Source organism: Streptomyces sp. NPDC093260, assembly GCF_040683715.1.
Lineage (GTDB): Bacteria > Actinomycetota > Actinomycetes > Streptomycetales > Streptomycetaceae > Streptomyces > Streptomyces sennicomposti.
In genome coordinates this window covers 25,716-41,095 of the sequence record NZ_JBFBEK010000039.1, presented here as the reverse complement: position 1 = coordinate 41,095, position 15,380 = coordinate 25,716, and the positions used below count along the sequence as shown (strand labels likewise).

The following is a 15,380-nucleotide window of genomic DNA, read 5'->3' as shown; positions in this document are numbered from 1 at the left end:
CGGCCCCCGAGCCGGACCCGTCCCCGGCCCCCGAGCCGGACCCGTCCCCGGCCCCCGAGCCGGACCCGTCCCCGGCCCCCGAGCCGGACCCGTCCCCGGCCCCCGAGCCGGACCCGTCCTCCGAGCCGGCGGCGAACGCGGCCCTGGGACCGGTGGCGAACACGCGGGACACCCAGGCCGGGAAGGCACGCACCGAGCCGGGAGCGCCCACGGCGGCGAAGGCGGCCGGGGAGCCGAAGGCGCCCGGCGACGCCGCCGCCCCTCCGAAGCGCCGGAGGCGGACCGCGCTGCTCGCCGGCGCCGGCGTCGTGGCCGTCGCCGCGGCCACCGCGCTCGTGGTGAACCTGGTGCCCGGCGGCGCGGACCGGTCCGACGACGGCCGGGCCGCCGCGTCCGCCGTGACCGCCTCCCGGTCGTCCGCGACGGACGGCGGCGGCCGGTCGGCGGGCACGGCCGACGGCACCTCCTCCGCATCGCCCTCCCCTTCGGGCGCCTCGGTCTCCCCGTCCCCCTCCCGGACGACCTCCGCCGCCCCGCCGTCGCCCCTCTCCCCGTCCGGCGGTGCCGCACGGCCCGGTGCCGGGTCCGGCGCGGCGCCGTTCACGGTCGGCACCACCCCGTACTACTGGGACCTGCCCTGCGAGCAGAGCTTCCTGGTGGACCGGAGTCCGCGGAACGTCCTGCCGCCACCCCCGCAGCAGGATGTGGTCGGCTGGGTCGCGTCGATGGAGGCGGTCGCCGCCGACAACCAGATGGTGGTGCTCACCGTGCAGGGCACCGACGCGCGGACGGTCGTGCTCAAGGCCCTGCACGTCCGGATCGTGAGCAGCGGGCCCCGGCTGACCTGGAACAAGTACGCGATGGGCGACGGCTGCGGCGGCGGGGCGGACACCAAGTCGTTCGACGTCTCCCTGGACCTCGGCAACCCGCTCGCCCAGCCGATCGCCGGGCAGCGGAACTTCCCGTACAAGGTGAGCGAGTCCGACCCGGAGGTCTTCTACGTCAACGGCCACACCAGCGGCCACGACGTGCGCTGGTACCTGGAGCTGGACTGGTCGAGCGGCGACCGGCACGGCACGCTGCGCATCGACGACCACGGCAAGCCGTTCCGCACCAGCGGCTCCGGGCCGGCGTACTACGCCTCTCCGCTGGGCGGCCACGGCTGGGAGCTGGCGAACTACAGCTGACGCGGACCGGGCGGTGGGGTCGGCCGGCCGGCTGCGCCCGTCAGGTCTGTCCGGCCCGCCAGGTGCGGTGCCGGCGATCAGCTGACCCGGCACGACCTGACCCGGCCCCCCAGGGAGGTGCCCATGACCGGCGACGCCCTCGTGCACGCCGCCCCGGTCCCGGACCGCCCCGACGCCGCCCGCCTCGCGGGCCTCGACGACATGGAGAAGATCCGGTACCGCGACGTCGACGACGTGACGGACGCCGGCATCGGCCTCCACGGGGGCCTCGGCGTCGAGGCGTGACGCAGGAGCCGGACGGCCGGCTCAGTCCCACCAGAAGTGCCAGGCGCGCTCGCCGATCAACCCGTCCGCGTACGCCGCCAGCCGGTCCGGGTCCAGGTGGTCCACGGTGTCCGGGCAGAAGGCGGCGTGCTCGGCGGCTATCGCCTCCGCCTCGGCGCGGGCGGCGGGCGGGGCCGCGACGGACACGGTGAGGTGGTCGAAGCCGAGCGCGACGACGCGTATGCCGAAGCGGTCCTCCCAGGAGCGGAGGACCGCGCAGAGGCGCGCCACGTCGTTGTCGTGGTTGACCGGCCCGCTCCAGCCGATCGCGGCGGGTATGTCGGCGCTGCGGCGGGCGGGCGCGAGCGCGAGGTGCGGGTCCTTCAGCCAGAGCCGCCCCTCGGCGAGCGAGTCCGCCACCTCGGCGGCACGGACGTCCGGCGCGGCGGTGAGCGCGAGCGGCGCGGCGAGGCCCGGCCACGGCTCGCCGCCGTCCGGCTCCTCGTCGGCGTCGTCGTCCCAGTACTCCGCGAGGACGTCCTCGGCGTCGTGGTCCCCGGGGTACGACACCTCCCCGGGCATCAACTCCCAGTCCGCGGGCCCGCCCTGACTGCCGCCCAGGTCCACGAGTACCGGCAGCAGCCCCACCCGGGCGGCGGGCGTGCCGAGCGCCGCCCAGTTGCCGGGGGACACCGCCCGCCCGGCGTACCAGAGCAGCGGCTCGTGCCACGGCCCATCCGCCGTGGCATCGAGCAGAACGCCGGGCGGCAGCTGCAACCCGAGCGAACGCCCGCTCGGATCGGCCGCCAGCTTGGGCAGCGGGTTCGGAAGAGTCGCCATGCCGGTGACTGTAGAGCCGGCCACTGACATCGATACGTCCCCGCCCTCCGTCTCGCACCCGCCCTCTTGGGGGCTGCGGGTGTCTTCAGGGGCCGATGTGACGGCTGAGGCAGCGGTCACACCCGCGTGGGCGGGACGCCGGCACGTGCCCGCCTCGGTTCCGGCCGCACGGCCGGTCTCACCACAGGCCGTGCTCCAGTTCCTCGAGGGCCAGGTTCCACTGGGAGTCCTCGTCGGCGAACGGGGTGGGATCGAAGGCGCTGACCGACTGGCGGAAGCGCTCGGCGAGTTCGTGCGGGTCGACGCCCCGGTCGTGGGCCGCCTCCAGTTTCCGGAACTCGATGAGGCCGAGGAGCAGCGACTCGACGTCCCGGTGCAGGAGGATGTGCCGCGACTCGCTCTCGGGGAAGGCGTGGACCGTGCCGGATTCCGGGTCGAGGGCGATGAGCGAGGTGAAGAGGTGTCCCAGGAACCACCACGTGCGGCTCTGAGGCGGGCACGGGATTCCGTAGTGGTCGAAGCGGCTGCCCAGGGTGACCGGGTCGAACCCCGGCTCGTAGGGGTCGGCCGGGTCCCCCCTCGACGTGAAGACCTCCGAGTGGGGGAGGCCCACCGAACTGAGCAGCGTCGTCGAGCGTGCGTCGGCGCGGCCGTCGGCCGGGCAGCGCGGGAAGAAGACCACGCTGCCCAGGCCGTAGGCCTCGATCAAGTCGCCGGGGGTCACGGTCACCGGGACGTCAGCCTCCCCCGGGCCCCGAAGCGGGGGCCCCTCGCGATTGCCTCCGGGCCGGCCCTCAGAGCCGTTCCGGCGTCCTGATGCCCAGGAGGGTCATGCCCTGGTGGAGCGTGCGGGCGGTGAGGTCGACCAGGAAGAGGCGGTTCTCCACGACCTCCGGCGCGTTGTCGGGGGACAGGACCTGGCACTGGTCGTAGAACGTCGTCAGCAGCGAGGCCAGCTGGTAGAGGTACGCGGCCAGCTTGTGCGGCTCGTAGGAGGCCGCGACCTCCAGGACCGTCTCGCCGAAGCGGTCCAGCTGGAGGCCCAGCTCCCGCTCGGCGGGGGCGAGTTCCAGTTCGGGGTGGGCCGCCGGGCGCGCCTCGCCCGCCTTGCGCAGGATGGACTGGATGCGGGCGTAGGCGTACTGGAGGTAGACCGAGGTGTCGCCGCTGAGCGAGACCATCTGGTCCAGGTCGAACTTGTAGTCGCGCACCGCGGAGGTCGACAGGTCGGCGTACTTGACCGCGCCGATGCCGACGTAGCGGCCGTTCTCGACGATCTCCTCCTCGGTGAGGCCCACCTTCCCGGCCTTCTCGCGGACGACCGCCGTGGCCCGCTCGACCGCCGAGTCCAGCAGGTCCTCGAGCTTGACGGTCTCGCCGGCGCGGGTCTTGAACGGCTTGCCGTCCTTGCCCAGCACCGTGCCGAACGCCAGCTGGTGCGCGGTGACGTCGTCACCGAGCCAGCCGGCCCGGCGCGCCGTCTCGAAGACCATCCTGAAGTGCAGGGACTGGCGGGCGTCCACCACGTACAGCAGCGTGCTGGCCTTGAGGTTGAAGACGCGGTCCCGGATCGCCGAGAGGTCGGTGGCCGCGTAGCCGTAGCCGCCGTCGGACTTCTGGACGATCAGGGGGACCGGGTTGCCGTCCGGACCCTTGATGTCGTCGAAGAAGACGCACAGCGCGCCCTCGGAGCGGACCGCGACGCCGGACTCCTCCAGCAGGCGGCAGGTCTCGGCGAGCATGTCGTTGTAGCCGGACTCGCCGACGATGTCCGGGTCCCGGACCTCCATGTCCAGCTTCTCGAAGACGGAGAAGAAGTAGATCTTCGACTCGTCCACGAACTTCTGCCACATCGCGACCGTGCCCGGGTCGCCGGCCTGGAGGTCCACCACCCGGCGCCGGGCGCGCGTCTTGAACTCCTCGTCGGAGTCGAACAGCTTGCGGGCGGCCTTGTACAGGCGGTCGAGGTTCGACATCGCCTCGTCGCCGCTCACCTCGGACGCCTTGTGGTCCAGCTCGTGCGGGTGCTCGTCCAGGTACTGGATGAGCATGCCGAACTGGGTGCCCCAGTCGCCGATGTGGTGGCGGCGCACCACACTCTCCCCGGTGAACTCCAGCAGCTGCACCAGCGCGTCGCCGATGACCGCCGAGCGCAGATGGCCGACGTGCATCTCCTTGGCGACGTTCGGCTGGGCGTAGTCGATCACCGTGGTGCCCGGGTGGTCGGCCTGCGGCACGCCGAGCCGGCCGGCCGGGTCGGTGGCGCGCGCGGCGAGGTTCTCGACGATCGCCCGGTCGGAGACGGTGATGTTGAGGAAGCCGGGCCCGGACACCTCGATGTCCTTGATCAGGTCGCCGGCGGTGACCTGCGCGACGACCTGGGTCGCCAGCTCCCGCGGGTTGGCCTTGGCCTTCTTCGCCAGTGCGAGGATCCCGTTGGCCTGGAAGTCCGCACGGTCGCTTCGTCGCAGCAGCGGGTCCGCGTCGGCGGCCTCCGGCAGGGCTGCCGAGAGGGCGTTCGCGAGGCGCTGATGGACGGCGGACGTGAGGGACTGGACCGAGGCCATAGGAAGGGGTGCCGTTCTCCTCGTGGGGATGGATAGTCCCGGCCAGTATCCCACGCGGGGGAAAGCGAATTTTCCGGGCGACGGGCCAACCGCGGGGCGCCCGCGGCCGTCCAACGCGGTGAAAAGGCGTTTTCGCGGTTGCCGCCCGGCCTGGGACAATGGAGCAGACACACCCGCGATCGCACCCGCGGTCGCACCGGCTGCGCCCGCAGCGCCGTCAGGGAACTTCAGGGAAAGAGGACGTGCCGACCGTGGCTCAAAGCACCGAGACCACCGACTGGGTCTCCCGTTTCGCGGATGAGGTCATCGAGGAATCGGAGCGTCGGGCCCCGGGCAAACCGGTCGTCGTCGCGTCCGGACTGTCGCCGTCCGGCCCCATCCACCTCGGCAACCTGCGCGAGGTCATGACCCCGCACCTCGTCGCCGACGAGATCCGCCGCCGGGGGCACCAGGTGCGGCACCTGATCTCCTGGGACGACTACGACCGCTACCGCAAGGTCCCGGCCGGGATCAGCGGCGTGGACGAGTCGTGGGCCGAGCACATCGGCAAGCCGCTGACCTCGGTCCCCGCCCCCAAGGGCTCCGCCCACCCGAACTGGGCCGAGCACTTCAAGGCCGCGATGATCGAGTCGCTGGCCGAGCTGGGCGTGGAGTTCGACGGCATCAGCCAGACCGAGCAGTACACCTCGGGCGTCTACCGCGAGCAGATCCTGCACGCGATGCGCCACCGCGCCGACATCGACGCGATCCTCGCGCAGTACCGCACCAAGAAGGCCCCGGCCAAGAAGCAGCAGCAGAAGCCGGTGGACGAGGCCGAGTTGGAGGCCGCCGAGGGCTCCGGCGCCGCCGCCGAGGACGACGGCAGCTCCGGCTCGGCCGGCTACTTCCCGTACAAGCCGTACTGCGGCAACTGCGAGAAGGACCTCACCACCGTCACCGCCTACGACGACGACTCCACCGAGCTGACCTACACCTGCACGGCGTGCGCCTTCTCGGAGACGGTGCGCCTGGAGGAGTTCAACCGGGGCAAGCTGGTCTGGAAGGTCGACTGGCCGATGCGCTGGGCCTACGAGGGCGTCATCTTCGAGCCGTCCGGCGTCGACCACTCCTCGCCGGGCTCCAGCTTCCAGGTAGGCGGCCAGATCGTCGGCATCTTCGGCGGTCAGCAGCCCATCGGCCCGATGTACGCCTTCGTCGGCATCTCCGGCATGGCCAAGATGTCGTCCTCGCGCGGCGGTGTCCCCACACCCGCCGACGCGCTGAAGATCATGGAGCCGCAGCTCCTGCGCTGGCTGTACGCCCGCCGTCGCCCGAACCAGTCCTTCAAGATCGCCTTCGACCAGGAGATCCAGCGGCTGTACGACGAGTGGGACAAGCTCGTCGCCAAGGTCGCCGGGGGCGACTCCCAGGCGTCGAGCACTGGGGGAGGCTCAGCGCTCCCCGCTGACGTGGCCGCCTACACGCGGGCCGTGGGCACCGCCGCCGGCGAGCTGCCGAAGACCCCCCGCCCGCTGCCCTACCGCACGCTCGCCTCGGTCGCCGACATCACCGCCGGCCACCAGGACCAGGCGCTGCGCATCCTGTCCGAGCTGGACCCGGCGAACCCGCTGTCCTCCCTGGACGAGGCCCGGCCCCGGTACGACAAGGCGGAGGCGTGGATCAACACCCACGTCCCCGCCGACCAGCGCACCATCGTCCGCGACGAGCCCGACACCGAGTTGCTGAAGTCGCTGGACGACGCCTCCCGGCAGTCGGTGCGGCTGCTGCTCGACGGACTCGCCGACCACTGGTCGCTGGACGGCCTGACCCACCTGGTCTACGGCGTGCCCAAGGTCCAGGCCGGGTTCTCCGCCGACGCCACGCCCAAGGAGCTGCCGCCGGAGATCAAGACCGCCCAGCGGACGTTCTTCGCGCTGCTCTACCACCTGCTCGTCGGCCGCGACACCGGCCCGCGCCTGCCCACGCTGCTCCTCGCGGTCGGCCAGGACCGGGTCCGCACCCTCCTCGGGGACTGAACGGCTCGCAGCACGAGAAGGGGGCGCCCGGTGATCACCGGGCGCCCCCTTCTCGTACGCGTACCGCCTACGCGATGTGGTCCTCCTCCAGTTGCGCGTTGAAGCGCTTGGTGAAGAGGTCGACCATGTGCGTGGCCTCGGGCTGCGCCAGCGCGATGCCGTACGTTGCCTCCACGGCGTCCGCGAACTGCGCGGCCGTGGGGTAGCTGCCGTCGATCGACTTGCGGAAGACCTGGTAATAGTCCTCCTCGGCGGGCTCCGCCTCCGGCGTGCCGCCGCCCTCGCCCAGCTCCCGGGTCCGGCCGCCCGGCACCACCGGGATGGGGAAGCTGCCGGTCTCCTCCGGGGAGGGCTCCTGCGCCGGCGGCTCCTCCTCGTACTGGTCCCGGTACTGCTCGGCCTGCCGCTGCTCCTCGTACCAGGATGCGTACTGCTCGGCTGGGTCGTAGGTGGGGTCGTAGCCGCCGTGGTACTCGATGCGGCGCGCGGTGTTGAACCACGGGCTGCTCTCGTCCGGCTCCGCCTCGGCGGCCGGGACCGGCCGCGGCACGTCCGGGCGGCCGGCCAGCTCGGGGCGCTGCCCGGCGGCCTCCGGCTGCCGGGGACCGGGCACCGCCGCCCGGGCGCCCGCGGGCACCTCCGCCTGGGGGGCCGGCGGCAGCAGCGCGGGCTCGATGCCCGCCGCCGCCAGGCCTGCCGGGGCGGTCTCCGCCAGCGGCACGCCGTAGCGGGCCAGCCGCAGCGGCATCAGCGACTCCACCGGCGCCTTGCGCCGCCAGGTCCGGCCGAACCGGGACCGCAGCCGCGCCTGGTACACCAGCCGCTCCTGCTCCAGCTTGATCACCTGGTCGTAGGAGCGCAGCTCCCACAGCTTCATCCGGCGCCACAGCAGGAAGGTCGGCAGGGGGGAGAGCAGCCAACGGGTGAGGCGGACGCCTTCCATGTGCTTGTCGGCCGTGATGTCGGCTATTCGGCCGACCGCGTGCCGGGCCGCCTCGACGGCGACGACGAACAGCACCGGAATCACCGCGTGCATGCCGACGCCGAGCGGGTCGGGCCAGGCGGCGGCGCCGTTGAACGCGATCGTCGCCGCCGTCAGCACCCACGCCGTCTGGCGCAGCAGCGGGAACGGGATGCGGATCCAGGTCAGCAGCAGGTCCAGGGCGAGCAGGACGCAGATGCCCGCGTCGATGCCGACCGGGAAGACGTACGCGAAGTTCCCGAAGCCTTTCTTCCAGGCCAGTTCGCGCACGGCCGCGTAGGAACCGGCGAAGCCGATGCCGGCGATGATCACGGCGCCGGTCACGACCACGCCGATGAGTACCCGGTGCATCCGAGTCAGCTGCAGTGGCGCGGCCACTCGTACTCCCCTCCCGTTGCCTGTCGTTGCGCGCAACAGAGTGGCACACCTGTCCGGGGAACGCGTGGCCGGATCGGAATGCCCCGGTCCACGGCCCCGGGGCCGTGGACCGGTCGGTGTGCGGCGGTCAGCTGTCCGCGGCGGTCGCGGAGGCCGAGGCCGACGGCGACGCGCTCTTCGAGGCGCCCGCCTTGCCGGCCGACGCCGACGGGGACGCCGACGAGCCCGACGACTTCGACGCCGACGGGGAGGCCGGGTCCGTCGCGGAACCGCCCTCGCCGTTGGCCTTCGCCACCGCGGCCACGGTCTCCCTGGCGACCTTCTCGGCCGACGCCGCCAGGTCGTCCGCGTCCGGGGACTTGTCCCCGGCGAGCCCCGCGCCGTTGTAGTCGACGGTGACCACCACGTTCGCCACCCGCGCCACCACCGTCTGCTGCTTGAAGACGCCTTCCTTCTTCTTCGTCTCGTAGCGCACCAGCGTCGCCTCGTCGCCCGTCCTGGACACCGGCTGCGCCTTGGTGTTCTTCGCGCCGGTCTCCGCCTGCGCGTCCTGCACCTGCTGACGGAAGTACGTCCGCGCCTGCTCGTCGCCCGCGCCGCGCGCGGGATCGGACGCGAAGCGCAGCAGCGACACGTTCAGCCAGCGGTACTGGGAGCCCTTGACGCCGTTGTTGTCCAGGCCGTTCCAGGAGCAGCTCGCCCGCGTGGACACATCGCCGGAGGAGCCCCCCTTGGCGGACTTCGCGCCGCCCGGCACCAGGTCGTCCAGGGTCTTGCCGGACACTGCCTTGCACGCCTCGGGCAGCTTCGCGTACTTCGCGGCCGGGATCGTCGGGGACGCGCTCGCGCTCGCGCTCGCCGAGGACGAGGCGGAGGCCGACGCGCTCGCCTTCGCGTCGGCGTCCGAGCCGGAGTCCGAGGAGCAGGCCGCGGCCAGGAACAGCACGGGGACGGCCGTCGCGCCGGCAAGGACACGGTTCAGGCGCTTCGCTCGCGGACTGTGCGGGGCTCGCTGTGCTCGCTGCATGGTTCCTTCACTCATGACGCTGGTGGCTCGTGGTTCCTGCGGTCGGGGATCGGGTCCGAGGGGCCACGGTACGCGGTGGAACAGCGGTCTGGTTCCGCTTCACCGGCTTCGCGCCACCGCGCCAAGTGCCGTGCGGCAGAGGTCAACCGCCCAGCGAATCGGCCAGACGGGCCGCCAGATTCCGGGCCTTGTCCTGCATTTCCTTGCTGTCGGGCAGCACGCCGACGGAGGCCGGCTGCTCCTCGTACTCGATGGTCACGATCACGTTCGACGTGCGGAACGCCACAGTCACGGTGCGCTGCTTGGCCGTCGAGCCGGAGCTGCTGAGGGTGTCGTCGAGGAACGCCTCGTCGCCGAGGTCGTCCAGCAGACGCGGCCGGAGGTCGGCGGGGTCGCCACCGGCGTCGCCGGAGCCGGTCGAGCCGGTGGCGGAGTCCGAGGACGCGGAGGAGGCCGACGAGGCGGACGAGGACGGGGTGGGCGCTCCGGAGGAGGAGGGCGCGCCGCCGCCGGCACCCGGGACGGCCCCGGACCCGGAACCGGTCGGGGTGGTGGCGGAGGACGCGGAGGGCTCGGGCAGCCCGGCGGCGGTGCGCTTGGCGGCGAACACCGACTCGGCCTGGCTGTCGTCGCTGACCGCGTTGTCGTAGGAGACGACCCGCTCGAAGTCGACGTGCAGCCGGTCGGTGGCGGCCGGGGCGTCCACCTTCCAGCGGCAGCCCACCTTGCGGTCGGTGTCGTAGGTCAGCGTGGCCTCGCCCTCGTAGGCCTTCTCGCGCTGGTCCACGTCCGTGAGCTGCGCGATGCCGGGCAGCAGCGCGTCGAGCGAGGTGTGGCTCACCGCGCCGCACGCCTCGGGCAGGGTGCGGTACCTGCCGGGCTGCGCGACGGCCGCGGCGGCGCCCGAGCCGTCCGGGTTGGCGTCGTCCGCATGGCCGCCGTCCGACGAGCCGCCGGTGCAGCCGGCCAGCAGCAGCGCGGCGAGGACCGCGGCCGCGCCGGATACGTACGCCTTCCGCAGCACGGGCAGGCTCCTCTCGGTCTCCTCCGCCCCGCCGGTGGCGCGCCCGGTTATTCGCTTGCCGGGCGAGGGCGTCTCCTGGAGACAATGTGTATCGCACGCACTGCCGTGGATGCCGGTCCGATGTCCTGTTTCGTCGACCCTGGCACCGGCATTGCGATTCATGCGGTTCGTGCTTTTTGAGACTTCTGTGCTTTTTCCGGGGGAACGAGGACGCCATGTCGTACGTGGAGATGCCGGGGGCGAAGGTCCCCATACGGATGTGGACCGACCCGGCGGCGGTCGAGGACGTGGCGCTGCAGCAGCTGCGGAACGTCGCCACCCTGCCCTGGATCGAGGGCCTCGCCGTCATGCCCGACGTGCACTACGGCAAGGGCGCCACGGTCGGCTCGGTCATCGCGATGCGGGGCGCGGTGTGCCCGGCGGCGGTGGGCGTGGACATCGGCTGCGGGATGTCGGCGGTGAGGACCTCGCTGACCGCGAACGACCTGCCCGGCGACCTGTCCCGGCTGCGCTCGAAGATCGAGCAGGCCATTCCGGTGGGCCGCGGGATGCACGACGACCCGCTGGACCCCGGCCGCTTCCACGCCCTGCCCACCTCCGGCTGGGACGGCTTCTGGGACCGCTTCGACGGAGTCGCCGAGGCGGTGAGGTTCCGTCAGGAGCGGGCGGTCAGGCAGATGGGGACGCTGGGCAGCGGCAACCACTTCATCGAGATCTGCGTGGACGACGACGGCGCCGTGTGGCTGATGCTGCACTCCGGTTCCCGCAACATCGGCAAGGAACTCGCCGAGCACCACATCGGCGTCGCGCAGAAGCTCCCGCACAACCAGGGTCTGGTCGACCGCGACCTCGCCGTCTTCGTGGCCGACACCCCGCAGATGGCCGCCTACCGCAACGACCTGTTCTGGGCGCAGGAGTACGCCAAGTACAACCGCACGCTGATGATGGCGCTGCTGAAGGACGTGGTGCGCAAGGAGTTCAAGAAGGCGAAGCCGACCTTCGAGCAGGAGATCTCCTGTCACCACAACTACGTGGCGGAGGAGCGGTACGACGGCATGGACCTGCTGGTCACCCGCAAGGGCGCGATCCGCGCGGGCTCCGGCGACCACGGCATCATCCCCGGCTCCATGGGCACCGGCTCGTACATCGTGAAGGGCCTCGGCAACGAGAAGTCCTTCAACTCCGCCTCGCACGGCGCCGGCCGCCGGATGAGCCGCAACGCCGCCAAGCGCCGCTTCTCCACGACGGACCTGGAGGAGCAGACGCGGGGCGTGGAGTGCCGCAAGGACTCCGGCGTGGTGGACGAGATCCCGGGCGCCTACAAGCCGATCGAACAGGTCATCGACCAGCAGCGGGACCTCGTCGAGGTGGTGGCGAAGCTGAAGCAGGTGGTGTGCGTGAAGGGCTGAGGCGGCAGCCCCGCCACCCGGCCCTCGCACGGCAGCTGCGCCGCCGACCGACCCCGCTGCGGATCAGCCGGTCAGCCGTTTCTCCAGCAGCGTCACCGCGTACGGGCTTTCGAGACACGCCCTGGGCGGCGGGGGCGGCGTCCGCCGCATGGTCCGCCGCGCCTCGACCTGTTCCCCTACTTCGCGTGGCGTACCGCGTAGATCATCACGAAGGCCACGATGTGGATGCCGAAGAGGAAGTAGCCGAGGTAGTACCAGACGTAGCGCTCGCGCTTCTTCTCCAGGGCGAGGCGTTCACGGTCCGCCGCCGCCCGGTCCGGCTCCGCCGGGGCCCTTCCCCCGGGCTTCTCCTCCGTCGTGGTCCTCACCGCTCCCGGTGCAGTTTCGTGTTGGACGCCTGCGCGCGCGGGCGGACGATCAGCAGGTCGATGTTGACGTGGCTGGGACGGGTCACCGCCCAGCTGATCGTGTCGGCGACGTCGTCGGCGGTCAGCGGCTCGGCGACGCCCTCGTACACCTTCGACGCCTTCTCCCGGTCGCCGCGGAAGCGGGTCAGCGCGAACTCGTCGGTCTTGACCAGGCCGGGCGCGATCTCGATGACCCGGACCGGCTGCCCGACGATCTCCAGGCGCAGCGTCTCGGCCAGGACATGGGCGCCGTGCTTGGCGGCGACGTAGCCCGCTCCGCCCTCGTAGGTGGCGTGACCGGCGGTGGAGGAGACGACCACCACCGTGCCGTCGCCGCTCGCCACCAGCTTGGGCAGCAGGGCCTGGGTGAGGTTGAGGGTGCCGATGACGTTCGTCTCGTACATCGTGCGCCAGTCGGCCGGGTCGCCGGTGGCGACGGGGTCGGCGCCGAGCGCCCCGCCCGCGTTGTTCACCAGGACGCCGACCGTCTGGAAGGCGGAGGCGAACTCGTCCACGGCCGTGCGGTCGGTGACGTCCAGCGGGTAGGCCGTCGCGGAGTGCCCGGCGGCGTTGATCTCCTCGGCCAGCGCCTCGATGCGGTCCTTGCGGCGCGCGGTCAGCACCACCCGGTAACCGGCGGCGGCCAGCTGCCGGGCCGTGGCGGCGCCGATACCACCGCTCGCACCGGTGACGACGGCGATGCGGGAGGCGGCGGACGGTGCGGCGGTGGCCATGGGCTGCTCCTGGGGTTCGAACGCTCGGCTCCGACCAGCGTAGGCGAACCTCAGCCGCCGTTCCTCGGCGCCCACATGATGAGCGCCATCCCGGCCAGGCAGACCAGGGCCCCGCCGATGTCCCACCGGTCGGGGCGGTACCCGTCGGCCACCACGCCCCACAGGATCGACCCGGCGACGAAGATGCCGCCGTAGGCGGCGAGGATGCGGCCGAAGTGCGCGTCGGGCTGGAAGGTGGCGACGAAGCCGTACGCGCCGAGTGCGAGGACGCCGCCGGCCGCCCACAGCCAGCCGCGGTGCTCGCGCACCCCCTGCCAGACCAGCCAGGCCCCGCCGATCTCGAACAGGGCGGCGACGACGAAGAGGGCGGCGGAACGCAGGACGAACGACATGGGGGGAGCTTCGCACGGCCCGCGCCCGCGGTGGCCGGCGCGGGCACGGCGGTGGGTACGGCTTCGGCGGGCACGGCCTCGGCGGCGGGCGGCACGGGCGGTGGGGCGCCGGTCGGTCCGTGGGAACGGTGTGTGCGTCGTGACGCTCGCGGGTCGTGTGGACCTCTCGACGCGGGTCCTCGTCGGGGGCTGGTGCCCGGACCGGGCGGGCGGGGGCGGAGAGGCGTCGGAGGGGGGCGGAATACCTGCGGGTGGGGCCTGGTTCCAGGGGTATAGTTGAACCGTCAACAACCTGGAGGGTGAGCGACCATGCAGTTCGGGATCTTCAGCGTCGGCGACGTCACGCCGGACCCCACCACCGGCCGGATCCCGACCGAGCGCGAGCGCATCAAGGCCATGGTCGCCATCGCGCTGAAGGCGGAGGAGGTCGGCCTGGACGTCTTCGCGACCGGCGAGCACCACAACCCGCCGTTCGTGCCGTCCTCCCCGACCACCATGCTCGGCTACATAGCCGCCCGCACCGAGCGGCTGATCCTGTCCACCTCGACCACCCTGATCACCACCAACGACCCGGTGAAGATCGCCGAGGACTTCGCGATGCTCCAGCAGCTCGCGGACGGCCGGGTGGACCTGATGATGGGCCGCGGCAACACCGGACCGGTCTACCCCTGGTTCGGCAAGGACATCCGCCAGGGCATCAACCTCGCCATCGAGAACTACGCACTGCTGCACCGGCTGTGGCGCGAGGAGGTCGTGGACTGGAAGGGCAAGTTCCGCACCCCGCTGCAGGGCTTCACCTCCACGCCCCGCCCGCTGGACGGCGTGCCGCCGTTCGTCTGGCACGGCTCCATCCGGTCCCCGGAGATCGCCGAGCAGGCCGCGTACTACGGCGACGGCTTCTTCCACAACAACATCTTCTGGCCCGCCGACCACACCAAGCGCATGATCGAGCTGTACCGCAACCGCTGGGCCCACTACGGGCACGGCGCCCCGGAGCAGGCGATCGTGGGCCTCGGCGGCCAGGTGTTCATGCGGAGGAACAGCCAGGACGCGGTGCGCGAGTTCCGCCCCTACTTCGACAACGCCCCGGTCTACGGCCACGGGCCCTCCCTGGAGGACTTCACCGCCCAGACCCCGCTGACCGTGGGCTCCCCGCAGCAGGTCATCGAGAAGACGCTGTCCTTCCGCGACTACGCCGGCGACTACCAGCGCCAGCTGTTCCTGATGGACCACGCCGGCCTGCCGCTGAAGACCGTCCTCGAACAGCTCGACATCCTCGGCGAACAGGTCGTGCCGGTGCTGCGCGAGGAGTTCGCGAAGAACCGTCCGGCGAACGTGCCGGACGCCCCCACCCACGCGTCCCTGCTGGCCGCGCGCGACCAGGACGGGACGACGGAGAACTCGGAGGAAGAGGTGAGCACCGTATGACGAAGCTCGTCGTCGTGTCGGCGGGGCTGAGCGTCCCGTCCTCCACCCGGCTGCTGGGGGACCGGCTGGCCGCCGCGACCGCCGCGCACACCGGTGCGGAGGTGCGGGTGATCGAGGTGCGCGACCTCGCCGTGGAGATCGCGCACAACCTCACCAGCGGCTTCCCCGGCCCCGCCCTGGCCGCCGCGCTGGACGCGGTGACCGAGGCGGACGGGCTGATCGTCGTCACCCCGGTGTTCTCCGCGTCGTACAGCGGACTGTTCAAGTCCTTCTTCGACGTGCTCGGGGCGCGGGACCAGGACGCGCTGGCGGGCAAGCCGGTGCTGATCGCAGCCACCGGCGGCACCGCCCGCCACTCCCTCGTCCTGGACCACGCCCTGCGACCGCTGTTCGCCTACCTGCGGGCCGTGGTCGTCCCCACCGGCGTCTACGCCGCCTCCGAGGACTGGGGCGCGGAGGGGCTGCCCGAACGGGTCGAGCGGGCCGCGGGGGAACTCGCGGCGCTGCTGCCGGAAACGGCGGGACGGCCGGTCGCGGCGGAGCGGCCCGCACCCCCGGCGGCCCGCCGTGCCGAGCCGGACGGCTTCACGGTGGTGCCGTTCGAGGAGCAGCTGGCCGCGCTGCGCGGCTGACGGCGGCGGAACTCACCGCGCCGGGCCGACCGGCCCGCGGCTCGCCGCACCGAGGCGACGGGTGCCGCCGACTCGGTGAGAGGCGGGTAAAAAG

General features: G+C 72.4%; 15 protein-coding genes. 6 read left to right on the top strand and 9 right to left on the bottom strand.

What is annotated here, in order from left to right; all coding sequences use genetic code 11:
- Together AB0N63_RS33060 and AB0N63_RS33055 are read left to right on the top strand one after the other, a co-directional pair.
- Positions 1 to 1,187, top strand: a 1,187-nt coding sequence (locus AB0N63_RS33060; protein WP_365535029.1) for a transcriptional regulator, incomplete at its 5' end; no start/stop codon positions are given.
- A gap of 123 nt (positions 1,188 to 1,310) precedes the next feature.
- Entirely contained in the window at positions 1,311 to 1,472 is a 162-nt protein-coding gene (locus AB0N63_RS33055) for a hypothetical protein (RefSeq protein WP_365535027.1), read from the top strand.
- Between the two features lie 21 nt (positions 1,473 to 1,493).
- On the opposite strand, the gene AB0N63_RS33050 is transcribed toward AB0N63_RS33055, so the two are convergent.
- From AB0N63_RS33050 to argS, 3 genes are all read right to left on the bottom strand, one after another.
- Complete coding sequence (locus AB0N63_RS33050) at positions 1,494 to 2,291, bottom strand: DUF4253 domain-containing protein (protein WP_365535026.1); 798 nt, start codon at positions 2,289 to 2,291, stop codon at positions 1,494 to 1,496.
- Positions 2,292 to 2,469: 178 nt separating this feature from the next.
- Positions 2,470 to 3,021, bottom strand: coding sequence for an SUKH-4 family immunity protein (locus AB0N63_RS33045; protein WP_365535023.1), 552 nt, complete (start codon positions 3,019 to 3,021; stop codon positions 2,470 to 2,472).
- A gap of 64 nt (positions 3,022 to 3,085) precedes the next feature.
- Positions 3,086 to 4,858, bottom strand: coding sequence for an arginine--tRNA ligase (gene argS / locus AB0N63_RS33040; RefSeq protein WP_365535021.1), 1,773 nt, complete (start codon positions 4,856 to 4,858; stop codon positions 3,086 to 3,088).
- A 242-nt stretch (positions 4,859 to 5,100) separates the two neighbouring features.
- Here argS and lysS point away from each other — a divergent pair, with 242 nt between their 5' ends.
- Positions 5,101 to 6,873 carry a lysine--tRNA ligase gene (lysS, locus tag AB0N63_RS33035; RefSeq protein WP_365535019.1) on the top strand — a complete coding sequence of 591 codons (1,773 nt, stop codon included), beginning with the start codon at positions 5,101 to 5,103 and terminating at the stop codon, positions 6,871 to 6,873.
- Between the two features lie 67 nt (positions 6,874 to 6,940).
- Here lysS and AB0N63_RS33030 read toward each other — a convergent pair whose 3' ends face one another.
- The 3 genes from AB0N63_RS33030 to AB0N63_RS33020 form a co-directional block, all read right to left on the bottom strand.
- Positions 6,941 to 8,233 carry a DUF2637 domain-containing protein gene (locus AB0N63_RS33030; protein ID WP_365535016.1) on the bottom strand — a complete coding sequence of 431 codons (1,293 nt, stop codon included), beginning with the start codon at positions 8,231 to 8,233 and terminating at the stop codon, positions 6,941 to 6,943.
- Between the two features lie 127 nt (positions 8,234 to 8,360).
- Positions 8,361 to 9,260: a DUF3558 domain-containing protein gene (locus tag AB0N63_RS33025; RefSeq protein WP_365535014.1), complete on the bottom strand. Its 900-nt coding sequence runs from the start codon at positions 9,258 to 9,260 to the stop codon at positions 8,361 to 8,363.
- Positions 9,261 to 9,402: 142 nt separating this feature from the next.
- The gene (locus tag AB0N63_RS33020) at positions 9,403 to 10,284 is read right to left on the bottom strand and encodes a DUF3558 domain-containing protein (protein WP_365535011.1); all 882 of its coding nucleotides are present in this window, start codon (positions 10,282 to 10,284) and stop codon (positions 9,403 to 9,405) included.
- A 215-nt stretch (positions 10,285 to 10,499) separates the two neighbouring features.
- Here AB0N63_RS33020 and AB0N63_RS33015 point away from each other — a divergent pair, with 215 nt between their 5' ends.
- A complete protein-coding gene (locus tag AB0N63_RS33015; protein WP_365535008.1) occupies positions 10,500 to 11,693 on the top strand; it encodes an RtcB family protein in 1,194 nt (397 codons plus the stop codon).
- 176 nt (positions 11,694 to 11,869) lie between these two features.
- Here AB0N63_RS33015 and AB0N63_RS33010 read toward each other — a convergent pair whose 3' ends face one another.
- The 3 genes from AB0N63_RS33010 to AB0N63_RS33000 are packed head-to-tail and all read right to left on the bottom strand — an operon-like array spanning position 11,870 to position 13,226.
- Positions 11,870 to 12,061: a hypothetical protein gene (locus tag AB0N63_RS33010; RefSeq protein ID WP_365535005.1), complete on the bottom strand. Its 192-nt coding sequence runs from the start codon at positions 12,059 to 12,061 to the stop codon at positions 11,870 to 11,872.
- Positions 12,058 to 12,834, bottom strand: a complete 777-nt coding sequence (locus AB0N63_RS33005; protein WP_365535002.1) for an SDR family NAD(P)-dependent oxidoreductase — start codon at positions 12,832 to 12,834, stop codon at positions 12,058 to 12,060. Before AB0N63_RS33005 ends, AB0N63_RS33010 begins: the two co-directional genes overlap by 4 nt.
- Before the next feature lie 50 nt (positions 12,835 to 12,884).
- Positions 12,885 to 13,226, bottom strand: a complete 342-nt coding sequence (locus AB0N63_RS33000) for a YnfA family protein (RefSeq protein WP_009189967.1) — start codon at positions 13,224 to 13,226, stop codon at positions 12,885 to 12,887.
- Between the two features lie 309 nt (positions 13,227 to 13,535).
- On the opposite strand from AB0N63_RS33000, the gene AB0N63_RS32995 reads away from it, so the two are divergent.
- Both AB0N63_RS32995 and AB0N63_RS32990 read left to right on the top strand, forming a co-directional pair.
- Positions 13,536 to 14,654 carry an LLM class flavin-dependent oxidoreductase gene (locus AB0N63_RS32995; protein WP_365534999.1) on the top strand — a complete coding sequence of 373 codons (1,119 nt, stop codon included), beginning with the start codon at positions 13,536 to 13,538 and terminating at the stop codon, positions 14,652 to 14,654.
- Positions 14,651 to 15,286, top strand: a complete 636-nt coding sequence (locus AB0N63_RS32990) for an FMN reductase (protein ID WP_365534996.1) — start codon at positions 14,651 to 14,653, stop codon at positions 15,284 to 15,286. Before AB0N63_RS32995 ends, AB0N63_RS32990 begins: the two co-directional genes overlap by 4 nt.
- Positions 15,287 to 15,380 lie beyond the last annotated feature (94 nt).

Coding starts and splice junctions, on each gene's coding strand:
- AB0N63_RS33055 (WP_365535027.1), top strand. CDS start 1,311: ATGACCGGCGACGCCCTCGTGCACGCCGCCCCGGTCCCGGACCGCCCC.
- AB0N63_RS33050 (WP_365535026.1), bottom strand. CDS start 2,291: ATGGCGACTCTTCCGAACCCGCTGCCCAAGCTGGCGGCCGATCCGAGC.
- argS (WP_365535021.1), bottom strand. CDS start 4,858: ATGGCCTCGGTCCAGTCCCTCACGTCCGCCGTCCATCAGCGCCTCGCG.
- AB0N63_RS33025 (WP_365535014.1), bottom strand. CDS start 9,260: ATGCAGCGAGCACAGCGAGCCCCGCACAGTCCGCGAGCGAAGCGCCTG.
- AB0N63_RS33015 (WP_365535008.1), top strand. CDS start 10,500: ATGTCGTACGTGGAGATGCCGGGGGCGAAGGTCCCCATACGGATGTGG.
- AB0N63_RS33005 (WP_365535002.1), bottom strand. CDS start 12,834: ATGGCCACCGCCGCACCGTCCGCCGCCTCCCGCATCGCCGTCGTCACC.
- AB0N63_RS33000 (WP_009189967.1), bottom strand. CDS start 13,226: ATGTCGTTCGTCCTGCGTTCCGCCGCCCTCTTCGTCGTCGCCGCCCTG.
- AB0N63_RS32995 (WP_365534999.1), top strand. CDS start 13,536: ATGCAGTTCGGGATCTTCAGCGTCGGCGACGTCACGCCGGACCCCACC.
- AB0N63_RS32990 (WP_365534996.1), top strand. CDS start 14,651: ATGACGAAGCTCGTCGTCGTGTCGGCGGGGCTGAGCGTCCCGTCCTCC.